Source organism: Geomonas diazotrophica, assembly GCF_018919385.1.
Lineage (GTDB): Bacteria > Desulfobacterota > Desulfuromonadia > Geobacterales > Geobacteraceae > Geomonas > Geomonas diazotrophica.
Window position 1 is genome coordinate 1 of the sequence record NZ_JAHLMF010000011.1, and the last position, 12,779, is coordinate 12,779.

Below are 12,779 nucleotides of genomic sequence, written 5' to 3' on the forward strand. Positions count from 1 at the left end.
ACGAAGAAATGGAAGAAGCCGATCATAAACTGGAAAGCGGCAATGGCTCGATTCGCCATCCTCTTCGAAGACAGATTGCCAAAATCTTAACCAAGGCCATTTACACAAAATTCTTTACAGGCCCGCCGAAGGCCCCTGGACTTGACCGCTCGACGGGGCATGCTGTTGGTCGTGTTTTGGGATTTGGCGGGCGTTTTTCCGATTCTACGTCGTACTTTGCGAAAGTAGGGTCGTACTTTGCGAAAGTAGGGTCGTACTTTGCGAAAGTAGGGTAGTACTTTGCGAAAGTAGGGTCGTACTTTGCGAAAGTAAGGTCCTACTTTACGAAAGTAAGGTCCTACTTTGCGAAAGTAAGGTCCTACTTTGCGAAAGTAGTGACGTACTTTGCGAAAGTAAGGTCGTACTTTACGAAAGTAAGGTCGTACTTTGCGAAAGTAGGTGCGTACTTTGCGAAAGTACGGTGGCACTTCGCGGTTTCGTAGTTACGTTTTGCAATTTTACCGGGACGTTTTTCGGATCTTGCAGGGAGGGTCTCGTTCACCCTTTTACCGGCTACTTCTCGATCCGTTGTCAGGGGGGGAGATTGGGAGGGAGTGCCACCACCGGCACGGAACCGGACCGGACGGCGGTGGCACTTAGAGATGTTCTAGATCGCCATCATGCTGACGAAGTTGGAGAAAGGCCCTGCGTCAACGGCGCCCACGGCCCTGATCCTGAAGTAGTAGAGCCTGCCGGGGGTCAGACCGGTTATTTCGATCCGGTTGACTCGGCCTGAGGTCGTGAGGTGCCTCCAACTTGCCTCCGAGAGCGGATCGCCTTCACAAACCCATATTTCGTAACTTCTGGCCCCCTTTACGGCGGACGCGCGGGCGACGATGCTGTGCCCCTCGTATGCCATCCTGAAATTCCCCGGCACCAAGAGCCCCGCAGCCGAAAGACGCTTGCCGACGATCTGCTGAACGAGGCCCAGTTTCTGCGGAATGGTCGGGTCGTGTTTGCCGGTAAGGTGCGCCATACCGTTCACAAGGCTTATCTTTGTGGTTAAGTCGTTTCGGGCCGCCTCCAGTTCACCCTCCTTGTCATGGGCACCGTCCAGGACCTGGTAGAAGGCGTTGCGGTGCCGGTCATAGGCGCCCTGTATCTTCTCCAGGTTGGGCAACAGGGCATAGATGCTTTGCATGATGGAGGGATCCTTGATCAAGTTGGTGAGGAGGTCGCCGGTTGCGCGGATGAGATCCTCATCCTTTTCCCCGCCGTTACGATTTTTCCCCATGTCTTTGGCCTCCGCTTGTTAAATTAGAAAACACCAATACGTTAACACGCAGATCGGCCATTGCAAGAGCAAATGTTCAAGGGGCGAACCAAAATGTAATGTTTTTTTGGGTGCTCGGGTTGGGACGTCCAGGGAGGCTGATGCGCTGCCGGTACCGCTGCAAATGCGGTCGCCGTGGTGATGTCCCACCACCGGCCCGAGAATGCGGGATACTATTTAAGAGGCGAAACATCGCTAGCTCCCGGATTCCGGGATCAGCGACGAAAAAAGCGGGGGACGAGTCTTCGACTCGCCCCCCGCTTTCCTTCGTGGGTGATGGAAATGGTGCCGGCAGGCCTAGAGCTTGAACTTGCCGACGATGCGCTGCAGTTCGGCTGACAACTCGGAGAGCCTTGAGGCGGACTGGGCCGAATCCTGGGCGCCGCTGGCGGTCTCCTGCACCACGGCGGTCACCTGCTGGATGTTGTTGGTGATCTCGCCGGTTGTGGCACCCTGCTCCTCGGCGGCGGTGGCGATCTGGCTCACCTGGGCCGTCACGTCGTTCACCTGCTCCAGGATCCGGTGCAAAGCACCCTCGAGCTGCTCCGCCTCGGCAGCTCCCTGTTCGGTGCCGCGCACCCCTTCCTCCATCGAGGTCATGGCGCCCTTGGTCTCCTGCTGGATCGCCTTGATCATGTCGCTGATCTCCTTGGTGGCGCGGGTGGTACGCTCCGCCAGGGCGCGCACCTCGTCCGCGACCACGGCAAAGCCGCGTCCCTGCTCGCCGGCCCGGGCGGCCTCGATGGCCGCGTTCAGCGCCAGCAGGTTGGTCTGGTCCGCGATATCCTCGATGGTCGCCACGATGGCCCCGATCTGCTCGGAGCGCTCGCCAAGGGATGAGATCCGGTCGGCATTCTGGCGCGTCATCCGGCCGCGATGGCGGATCCCTTCCACGGTGCTGGTCACCACCTTGAAGCCGTCCTCGGTGGTGTCGGCGGCGCGCTGGGCGCTCTCCGCGGCGCGGTGGCAGTTGTTGGCGATGTCGGCGGCGGTGGCGGCCATCTCCTCGCTGGCGGTGGCCACGGTGGCGGTCTGCCCGGCTACCGACTCGGCGCCGACCGAGATGGACATGGAGGTGGAGGTGAGCGTATTGGACTCGGAGGCGAGAGACCTGGAGGCGGAGGCGATCTGGGAGATGATGCTCCCCATGTTCTCCACGAAAGTGTTCAGCTTTTCGGCCAAAAGACCGATCTCGTCGCTGCGGCTCCCGACGTCGACCCGCTTGGTCAGGTCCCCCTCCCCTTCCGCAAGGTCGGCTACGCGGTGACAGAGCACGCCCAGCGGGCTCAACAGCCTTCTCACGATGAAGAAGATCACCGCGATTCCCGCAGCCAGGAAGATGGCGCCGATGGCCAGCAGCGTCCGTACCTGCCTGTTGACCGGGGCGAAGACATCGGCCTTGTCGGCGGTGACGCAGAGGTACCAGTCCGCAGCGGGGATGCGAGCGTAGGAGGCTATCTTGGCGACATCCCCCATCTTGTATTCGAGGCTGCCGCTAGGAGTCGCGGCAATCCTGGCGCTCAGGTCGTCCATCCCGGAGGTGACCTCCTGGAACTTTTTCTTGAGCACGAGTTCCTTTTTCGGGTGCACCAGGATCTTGCCGCTCTTGTCCATGATGAAGGCGTACCCCGTGCTGCCGACCTTCACGTTCAGGACCTGCTTGATCACATCGTCGAGCATGATGTCGGAACTGAGCACGCCGGTGAAGCTCCCGCCGGCCGTGATCGGCGCGATGAAGGAAATGATGGTCTTGCCGGTCTGCGCGTCCACGTACGGCTCGGTCTGGGACACCTTCATCTCGGACTTCGCCTTCTCGTACCAGGGCCTCTTGCGGTGGTCCCAGCCGGCGTCGGGAACCCAGCCGTCCGAGGAGACGAACAGGCCGTTCTCGTATCCAGGATAGACGGTGGAGAAGCCGCCGGCGGAGGCGAGGAGCCTCGCCAGGTTGCCCAGGTACTCCTTGGACTGCCCCGACTCCTTGGAAAGCTCCTTGGCGCCCGCGGCGATGATGGCCTGCTTGCCCAGCAGCCAGGAGTTTACGCTGGCGGCGTTGTCGCCGGCAAGGGACAGTTGGGAGGTGTTAACCATGCTCCCCATGATCTTGCGTGAACTGGTGGCGGCAGTGACGATCAGGGCAACGATCGCGATGGCAAATGCTATCACGACTGTCAGATTGACCTTGTTTCTCAGATTCATAAGGCACCTCTCATAGTCTCCCAGAAGGGATGTTTCATTCATACTGTTTCGGCGCAAAGTGAAATGTGCTTGAGTACTTTAAGGGACATGCATTAAGACATTAGTTGAAAATAATGTACCAGCGGACGTCTTATCATGCCGACCGCGTCGGATGGTCTTGCAACGCGCGAATTTGATGGATAAGCTGCATCCATGCCATCAGCGAGCAACAGTCACCGCCCAAATAACCGCATCCGGCACCTGCGCGTTCTCCTCGCCGCCCTCCTCTCGCTCTGCGCCCTTTGCTGCGGAACACCGGCTCAAGCCGCCGATGCCGCTTCCTCACTGGTCATCGTCGGCGGCGACCGCAGCTACCCCCCCTATGAATTCCTGGACAAGGACGACAGGCCAAGCGGCTACAACGTGGAGCTGACCCGCGCCGTGGCCAGGGTGATGGGGCTGAAGGTCGAAATCCGCCTGGGGGCGTGGTCGGAACGGCGCCAGGACCTGGTCAGGGGGGACGTCGACCTCCTGGAGGGGATGTCCTACTCGGACGAGCGCGCCAAAAGCGTCGACTTCTCTCCGCCGCACACCATCGTGCACCACTCGATCTTCGCCCGCAAAGGGGGGAACAGGCACCCGACCCTGGCGGACCTGCGCGGCAAGGAAGTCCTGGTGCTGAACGACGGGATCATGCAGGAGTTTCTCGCGGCGCAGCGCACCGGCGCCAAGGTGGTGCCGGTCCCGACCCACGCCGACGTGCTGCGCGCGCTCGCTTCGGGCAAGCACGATTACGCGGTCATGGCAAAGCTCCCCGGCCTCTACCTGATCCGGGAACTGGGGCTCTCCAACCTGGAGGCGGTCGGGGACCCGGTATCGGCGCAGCAGTACTGCTTCGCGGTGAAAAAGGGGAACGCGGCGCTTCTAGCCCGCTTCAACGAGGGGCTCGCCATCCTGAAGAACACGGGTGAGTACCAGAAGATCTACAACCGGTGGCTGGGCGTCCTGGAACCGCCCGGGCTCTCCTGGAGCGAGGTCTTCAAGTACGGCGCCGTCGTGGTGCTGCCGCTCGTCCTGCTGGCCGGGGGGGCCGTACTCTGGTCGCGCACCCTGGGGCGCGAGGTGGCGGCACGCACGGCGGAGCTGACCCGCGAGGTGGAGGAGCGCCGCCATGCCGAGGAGGAGCTCAGAAACCGGCAGCAGCAGCTGGTACAGGCGGACAAGATGGCGGCACTGGGGATCCTGGTGTCCGGGGTCGCGCACGAGATCAACAACCCCAACGGCCTGATCCTGCTGAACCTGCCGGTGGTGATGGAGGCATTTAGGGACGCGGAACCGATCCTGGAGGAGTACTACGAGAAGAACGGCGATTTCGAGTTCGGGGGGCTCTCCTACTCGCGGATGCGCGAGGCGCTCCCCAAACTGATGCAGCAGATGCAGGAGGGGTCCCGGCGGGTGAAGCTGATCGTCGAGGACCTGAAGGATTTCGCCAGGCAGCAGGAACCGGGGCAGACGGCGGAGTTCGACCTGAACGAGACGGTGCAGGCGGCGCTGCGCCTGTTGGCGAACCTGGTCGAGAAGAGCACGGAACATTTCAGCGTGAGCCTCGGGGCCGGGATCCCGAGGCTAAACGGCAGCGCCCAGCGCATCGAACAGGTGGTGGTGAACCTCCTGGTGAACGCCTGCCAGGCGCTTCCCTCCCCGGAGCGGGGGATCGAGCTGGCGACCTGGTTCGACGCGGAGCACAGGCAGGTGGTCCTGGAAGTGCGGGACCAGGGGACGGGGATCGCACCGGAACACCTGCCGCATCTCACCGATCCCTTCTTCACCACCAAGCGCGAGAGCGGCGGCACCGGCCTGGGGCTCTCGGTATCGAGCGGCATCGTCAAGGAGCACGGCGGCGAGCTCTCCTTCAGCTCCGCCCCGGGCGCCGGTACCACTGCGCGCCTCACCTTCGCCCTGCCCGACAAGGAGTCTCTATCATGACCACGACCCTTTACCCGGCCTTCGGCATCCTTCTGGTGGACGACGAACCGGACTGGCTCTATTCGATGAGCATCACCCTGGAGCGCGCCGGGCTCACCAACATCCTCACCTGCTCGGACAGCCAGGAGGCTCTCGGGATGATGACGGAGCAGACGGTGGGCGTGGTGCTGCTCGACCTCACCATGCCGCACCTCTCGGGGGAAGAGCTCCTGGAGCGGATCGCCGAGGAGCACCCCGAAGTGACGGTGATCATCATAAGCGGCCTGAACCAGCTGGAGACCGCGGTGAACTGCATGAGGAGCGGCGCCTTCGACTACTACGTGAAGACCTCGGAGGAGGGGCGCATCGTCAAGGGGGTGAAGCGGGCGGTCCGGGAGAAGGAGCTGCAACTGGAGAACAGGGAACTGAGAAACCGGTTCCTCTACGACCGGCTGGAGCACCCGGAGGCGTTCCGGGAGATCGTGACCGGCGACAAGGGGATGCGCTCCATCTTCCAGTACGTCGAGGCGGTCGCGCTCTCCTCGCAACCCATCCTGGTGACCGGGGAGAGCGGCGTCGGCAAGGAGCTGATCGTCGCCGCCCTGCACCGGCTCTCGGGGCGCAAGGGTGAGCTGGTGGCGGTAAACGTGGCGGGGCTCGACGACGCCATGGTGTCGGACACCCTCTTCGGGCACCTAAAGGGTGCCTACACCGGCGCGGGGGAGGCGAGGAAGGGGATGATCGAACAGGCCGCCGACGGGACCCTTTTCCTGGACGAGATCGGGGACCTGAGTCTGGGCTCCCAGGTGAAGCTCTTGCGGCTTTTGCAGGAGGGTGAATACTACCCGATCGGCAGCGACCGACCCCGGCGCATCCGGGCGCGGGTGGTGGTGGCGACGCACCAGGACCTGGCCGCGCGGCAGGCGGCGGGGGAGTTCAGGAAGGACCTCTACTACCGGCTGCGGGCGCACCACCTGCATATCCCCCCCTTGAGGAAACGAAAGGAGGACATACCGCTTTTGCTGGATCACTTCCTGGAACTGGCGGCGAGGGAATTCGGCAAGAAGAAGCCGACCCTCCCCAAGGAACTCGCCGTGCTCCTCGCCACCTATGACTTCCCCGGCAACGTGCGGGAACTGAAGGCGATGGTCTACGACGCGGTGAGCCTGCACCAGGGGGGGGTGCTCTCCATGGAGGCGTTCGTGCGTGCCATCGGGGAGCGGCCGGTGCTGCTCGCTGCCGAACAGCCGGCGGAGCCTTCGGACAACCCCTTCTTCGGCATGGACCGGCTCCCCGGGTTCACCGAGGCGATCGATCTTCTGGTCGCCGAGGCGGTCAGGCGGGCCGAGGGGAACCAGTCCATCGCGGCGCGGCTTTTGGGGGTGTCGCAGCCGACCCTGAGCAAGCGGCTGAAGCAGCAGCGGTCGTAAATGAACTGACGCCCCTGAACCAGGCGAAGCTGCAGCTTCAGCTCCCCTCCCCCGGAGGGGAGGGAGAGGGCTTGTCAGGATGGCGAGGCGGGAGGCGCCCCCCTTCTCGCGAGACGAACGGGTTGCCTGTGGCACCCCGGTAGTGCTAGGATGACCGCCTTAAGGAGAGTGACCGATGGCGCACGACCACCAGAGCTTGACCGCTTCGACACCCCCGCACCGGATGAAACCGCTGCCGGCCGCGCTCGTTTTCTTCCTGCTCGCGCTATCCCTCCTCGGCTGCGCCACCACGTCCTCTTCCCCCCTCCGTGGGGAGGAGAAGGACGCCCGGCACTTTCCCGCCATAACCATCTACACCGGCAGCGGCTGAAGCTACTGCGCCGCGGTGGAAAGTTATTTCACCGAGAAAGGGATCCCCTATACCACCCGCGACATCCGGACGGACCACGCGGCGCACCAGGAATGGCGCGAGCGCTACCATGGCGACATCGTCCCGCTCATCGTCTTCGACAACGGCAAGAAGATCGTCGACGGGTGCGACGTCCGCGCCATCGAACGGGCGCTGCGTGAGCTTGAGGACGGGGGGGCGCCGGTCGGACGGGAGTAAACAAGGCGGATCTCCAAACAATCCAAGGCAAATCCCCGTACGTCCATTTCCCCTCTCCCCCAGGGAGAGGGTCAGGGTGAGGGAGTTGCTGAAGGCAGCATGACGGCACCACCCCTCCACCCGCCCTTCTAGCCACGTCTCCCGGGGGAGATGGGACTAGAGTCAGACCATCGCTCGAAGGGGTATGCCCCAGGGCATAGTATGACGTTCGGCATAGTCCCACCTAACTCACCGTATCTACGCAAATCCCCGCGCCTTCCCCACTCCCCCCATAACCTGCGGCATACCCCCCGCCAACAAGAACCACGCCCCCATTACGGCATAAGCTGCCGATCCCACTACGATTAACGACATAACCGCCCCTTGGCATCGCCGATGCTATGTACCGGTCATGGGCGCAAAGGCCCGACCATCTCAGAGGGGAGAAACATCATGTTCTGGCTAGAGTTCGTAGTGGTACTGGCAGCTATCTTCGTCGGAGCCCGGCTGGGCGGCATCGGCCTCGGGGTGATGGGGGGGCTCGGCCTCGCCGTCCTCACCTTCCTGTTCCACCTGCAACCGACCGCGCCCCCCATCGACGTGATGCTGATGATCGCCGCGGTGGTCACCGCCGCCGGCGTCCTGCAGGCGGCCGGCGGGCTCGACTACCTGGTCTCCCTCGCGGAAAGGATCCTCAGGAACAACCCGGACCGAATCACCTTCCTGGGGCCGATGGTCACCTACTTCTTCACCCTCTTCGCGGGGACCGGCCACGTCGCCTACTCGGTCCTCCCGGTGATCGCGGAGGTGGCGCGCGAAACCGGCGTCCGCCCCGAGCGCCCCATGTCCATCTCGGTCATCGCCTCGCAACAGGCCATCACCGCGAGCCCCATCGCCGCCGCTACCGTGGCGCTTCTGGGCCTTTTGGGAGGTTCGGCCGCGAAGCTCGGCTTCAACGTGGAACTGATCGACATCCTCAAGGTCTGTATCCCCTCCACCCTCCTCGGCGTCATCATCGCCGCCTTCGTCTCCAACAAGCTCGGCAAGGACCTGGACAAGGATCCGGAATACCAGAAGCGCCTGCAGGAAGGGGTGGTGCCTGCGCCGCGCAACGCCGGCGCGGACAGCGCCAAGGTGAACGAGGCGATCAGGAACACGCCTGCCGGCGCCAAGGTGTCGGTGGCCCTGTTCCTCTTCGGGACCATCCTGGTGGTCCTGTTCGGTTCCTTCCCGCAGATGCGCCCCGAGTGGAGCGTGGGGAGCGACACCAGGATCAGCCACATCGTGGTGAAGAGCGAGACCGAGGCCAAGCAGGTGCTGGCCCAGCTCAAATCGGGCGGCAATTTCTCCGACGTCGCGAAACAATGCTCCATCGACGCCGCCGCGGCGACCGGCGGCGACCTCGGCTGGCAGGCCAAGGGTAAGATGATCCCCGAGTTCGAGAAGGCCTGCGCCAAGCTGAAGAAGCCGGGCGACCTGACCGAGGTGATCAAGACCCCCTTCGGCTACCACATCGTGAAGTTCGACGACAAGCGTCCCGCCCAGAACAAGGAGAAGATGGGGATGCCGCACGTCATCGAGATCGTCATGCTGACCATCGCGGCGCTCATGCTCCTTATTTGCAAGGTGAAGGTCTCCCGCGTGGCCGAGGGGAGCGTCTTCATCGCCGGCATCCAGGCGGTCATCGCCATCTTCGGCATCGCCTGGATGGGGGACACCTTCTTCCAGGGGAACATGGAGTTTCTGAGCGGCTCCATCAAGGGGATGGTCACCACCGCCCCCTGGCTCTTCGCCTTCGCGCTGTTCGCCCTCTCCATCCTGCTCTACAGCCAGGCGGCCACGGTAAGGGCGCTCATGCCGCTCGGGATCAGCCTTGGCATCCCGGCACCGTTTTTGATCGCCATGTTCCCGGCGGTGAACGGCTACTTCTTCATCCCGAACTACCCGACCGTGGTCGCAGCCATCAACTTCGACCGCACCGGCACCACCGCGATCGGCCGCTACGTATTGAACCACAGCTTCATGATCCCGGGGCTCGTTGCCACCTCCTCGTCCATCGGGATCGGGTTTTTGCTGGTGAAGCTGATGTTCTAGGAAAACTGACGGCAAACCTGTGGGGCGAATGATCATTCGCCCGCCTTTACCGCATCTGTCACCTCGGCGTCTCTCGCCATCGGCAGTGATCGGGCAATGGTGCTGGGCAAATAATTATTTGCCCCTACAACAGCTCACCACCACAGGAAATACACAAGTGGCGAACAACCATTCGCCCGCCTTCAAAGGGAGCAACGAACAATGAAAACGAACACCGCAGAGTTCAAGAGACTGAGTGCCGCAACCATGGAGAACCGGGGCTGGCTCACGGAACAGTTCCCCCCGTACTTCTTCATCGCCATGAAGGACGAGCCCCGTGCGATGGCCTTGCTGGAGCGCGAGATGGGAAGCCTCGCCGACAACCGCCGGCTGGTGCTCTCCGACCGGGAGAAGTGCCTGATCCAGGCGCTCCCCAACATGCCGGGATCCCTCTACGACACGCTGCGCCGCATCCCGGAGCGGGAGATCTCCTACGCCATGATCGCCCACTCGGAGAGCCCCCTCCCCGGCAGCGACCGCACCCTCGAGATCCAGCGCTTCGAGTTCGACCGGAAGAACAACAAGGAGATCCAGGAAGGTGGCGACGTCGTCATCCCGCCGGGCATCCGCGCCAAGATCGTTTCGTCGCTGCGCCGGAGCTACCCCGACTTCGTCATGGGCGAACTGGACCGCCTGCTGCGCATGCTCTGGCTCAACAACGAGAAGTACGTCCGCATGGCCTGGCCGGAACGGGTGGCCCAGGTGCTCAACCTGTACCAGAAGGGGGTCAAGGCCGGGGGGCTCTACCTGGACGTCGAGGAGATGGAAGGGGGGAGGGAATCCCGCATCCACTTCGCGGTCGGCAACCCGCCCCAGCACGACTTCCTGCTCCAGGTGATGGAGGTCTTCAACCGCCTCGACCTCGGGGTGAACCGCGCCTATTGCCTCACCATCTCCAACGGAACCCACCCCTACTTCCTGGGGACCTTCTACGTGCGCCGCCGCGACGGCGAGGTGCTCTCCCGCGGCAGCGAGCTCTTCAGCCGCTTGAAGGACGAGCTCTGCAACACCCAGATCCTCGCCACCACCTCGATCGCCTACCGCGACTTCGTCACCAAGGGGACCTTCAGCGGCAGGGAAGGGTCGCTCATAAACGCCTTCATCGCCTTTTGCCACACGAACCTGGCCCACAACCAGCCGGACCGCTTCGGCCTGGACGACGTGAAGAGCGCCTTCTTCTCGCACCCCGAGATCGCCCTGCAGCTGGCCGAGCTCTTCGCCGTCCGCTTCGATCCCGCGGTCGCCGAGCGCGAGCTCCGCTATGCGGCCAAGCTCGAGGAAACCGAGCGGATGGTCGGCGACTACAACACCGGTCACCGCTACCTGGACGAGGTGCGCCGCGCCATCTTCCGCTGCTGCCTCATCTTCATCAAGCACACCCTGAAGAGCAACTTCTACGTCCTCGAGAAGCAGGCGCTCGCCTTCCGGCTGGACCCCTCCTACCTCGCCGAGCTCGGGGCCGAGTTCACCTCCGACCTCCCCTGCGCCCTCCCCTTCCGGGTCACCTTCTTCTTCAGCCGCTTCGGCTTTGGCTACCACATCGGCTTCTCCGACATCGCCCGGGGCGGCTGGCGCACCGTTATCGCCCGCAACGGCGACGACTTCATCACCAACGCCAACACGATCTTCCGTGAGAACTTCGTCCTCGCCCACACCCAGCACCTGAAGAACAAGGACATCTACGAGGGGGGTTCCAAGCTGGTCCTTATCCTGGACGCGGGGGACCTGCAAAGAAGCGGCGAGCGCGACCAGGAGGTGCTGCGCCTGTACAAGCTGCAGTACGGGGTGGCCAACGCCTTCCTGGACATCTTCGTGACCGAGAACGGGGTGGCCAGGCTCCCGGCGGTGGTGGACTACTACCGCGAGGACGAGCCGATCGAGCTCGGGCCGGACGAGAACATGCACGACTCGATGATCGAGAGCATCGCCCGGATATCCAAGGCGCGCGGCTACCTCCTGGGGATCGGCATCATGTCGAGCAAGAAGGTCGGGATCAACCACAAGGAGTTCGGGGTCACCTCGACCGGCGTGGTCCGCTTCGCGGAGATCACCATGGCGGACCTCGGCATCGACATGGTCAACGACCCCTTCAGCGTGAAGTTCACCGGCGGCCCCAACGGGGACGTGGCCGGCAACGCCATGCGCATCATGCTGGAGCGCTACCCGAGGATGCAGATCCGCCTCATCCTGGACGGCACCGCGGCGCTCTACGATCCGCAGGGGGCGCGCCACGGCGAGCTGTCGCGCATGCTCCTCAGGGAGGACCTGGACGGCTTCAACCCGCAGGCGCTGCACGAAGGGGGCTTCATGCTCTTTAGAAGCGGCAGCAGGACCGAGGGGCTCAAAACCCTGTACCGCAAGGTGACCATGGGCGCCTCCGGGGTCTGCGAGCAGTGGATCTCCATCGACGAGTTCTCCCGCGAGTTCGGGGACCTGGTCTTCACCACCGAGGCAGACCTCTTCATCCCCGGCGGCGGTCGCCCGGAGACCATCGACGCCGGCAACTGGGAGCGCTTCTTCCTCCCCGACGGCACCCCCTCCGCCCGGGCCATCATCGAGGGGGCCAACTCCTTCATCACCCCGGAGGCGCGCACCCGGCTGCAAAAGCGCGGCGTCATCATCATGCGCGACGCCTCCGCCAACAAGTGCGGCGTGATCTCCTCCTCCTACGAGATCATCGCCAACCTGCTCATGAAGGACAGCGAGTTCCTGGCCGAGAAGAAGGAGTACGTGGCCGGGGTGATTTCCATCCTGGAAAAACGGGCGGCCGACGAGGCACGGCTCATCCTCAAGCGCCACCGCGAGAGCCCGACGCTTCCCTGCACCGAGATCTCCGACGCCATCAGCACCGAGATCAACGGATACTACGCGCGCCTGTTCCGCTTCTTCCAGGGGCGCCCGGAGCTCTTGGGGCAGCCCCCGTTCCGCCGGGTGATCCTGGCCCACCTCCCGGCCCTGGTGGCCGAAAAGGCGCTCTACCGCCGCAGGATCGGCTCCCTCCCCCAGAAGTACCTCTGCGCCATCCTGGCGGCGGAACTGGGCTCCTCCATGGTGTACCGCGGCGACCAGGAGACCGAGTTCGAGGACATCCTGAGGCTGCACATAGACCGCAACTTCGCCTTCTGACACCCCCTCCCCCCTCCCTCCCCTCCCCCTCCGGAGAGGGGAGGGGGCGAGG

9 protein-coding genes are annotated in these 12,779 nt (G+C 63.5%); 7 read left to right on the plus strand and 2 right to left on the minus strand.

Annotation, left to right across the window (positions count from 1 at the left end):
* Window positions 1-275: hypothetical protein (locus tag KOM00_RS12925; RefSeq protein WP_216499352.1), on the plus strand; the 275-nt coding region annotated here is incomplete at its 5' end.
* Between the two features lie 371 nt (window positions 276-646).
* On the opposite strand, the gene KOM00_RS12930 is transcribed toward KOM00_RS12925, so the two are convergent.
* Together KOM00_RS12930 and KOM00_RS12935 are read right to left on the minus strand one after the other, a co-directional pair.
* Window positions 647-1,273 (minus strand): fibronectin type III domain-containing protein, encoded by a 627-nt coding sequence (locus tag KOM00_RS12930; RefSeq protein WP_216499353.1) that lies wholly within the window; start codon window positions 1,271-1,273, stop codon window positions 647-649.
* 336 nt (window positions 1,274-1,609) lie between these two features.
* Window positions 1,610-3,508 carry a methyl-accepting chemotaxis protein gene (locus KOM00_RS12935; protein WP_216499354.1) on the minus strand — a complete coding sequence of 633 codons (1,899 nt, stop codon included), beginning with the start codon at window positions 3,506-3,508 and terminating at the stop codon, window positions 1,610-1,612.
* 192 nt (window positions 3,509-3,700) lie between these two features.
* Between KOM00_RS12935 and KOM00_RS12940 the strand changes: the two genes are divergently transcribed.
* The 6 genes from KOM00_RS12940 (at window position 3,701) to KOM00_RS12965 (ending at window position 12,727) form a co-directional block, all read left to right on the plus strand.
* The gene (locus KOM00_RS12940; RefSeq protein WP_216499355.1) at window positions 3,701-5,473 is read left to right on the plus strand and encodes a transporter substrate-binding domain-containing protein; all 1,773 of its coding nucleotides are present in this window, start codon (window positions 3,701-3,703) and stop codon (window positions 5,471-5,473) included.
* On the plus strand, window positions 5,470-6,882 hold the full coding sequence (locus KOM00_RS12945; RefSeq protein WP_216499356.1) for a sigma-54-dependent transcriptional regulator: 1,413 nt from the start codon (window positions 5,470-5,472) through the stop codon (window positions 6,880-6,882). The genes KOM00_RS12940 and KOM00_RS12945 overlap by 4 nt, the downstream gene beginning before the upstream one ends.
* 175 nt (window positions 6,883-7,057) lie before the next feature.
* Window positions 7,058-7,252 carry a hypothetical protein gene (locus KOM00_RS12950; protein ID WP_216499357.1) on the plus strand — a complete coding sequence of 65 codons (195 nt, stop codon included), beginning with the start codon at window positions 7,058-7,060 and terminating at the stop codon, window positions 7,250-7,252.
* A 15-nt stretch (window positions 7,253-7,267) separates the two neighbouring features.
* Entirely contained in the window at window positions 7,268-7,489 is a 222-nt protein-coding gene (locus KOM00_RS12955) for a glutaredoxin family protein (RefSeq protein WP_216499358.1), read from the plus strand.
* Between the two features lie 432 nt (window positions 7,490-7,921).
* Window positions 7,922-9,562 carry an anaerobic C4-dicarboxylate transporter gene (locus KOM00_RS12960; protein WP_216499359.1) on the plus strand — a complete coding sequence of 547 codons (1,641 nt, stop codon included), beginning with the start codon at window positions 7,922-7,924 and terminating at the stop codon, window positions 9,560-9,562.
* Window positions 9,563-9,763: 201 nt separating this feature from the next.
* Complete coding sequence (locus tag KOM00_RS12965; protein ID WP_216499360.1) at window positions 9,764-12,727, plus strand: NAD-glutamate dehydrogenase domain-containing protein; 2,964 nt, start codon at window positions 9,764-9,766, stop codon at window positions 12,725-12,727.
* The last annotated feature ends 52 nt before the right edge of the window (window positions 12,728-12,779 follow it).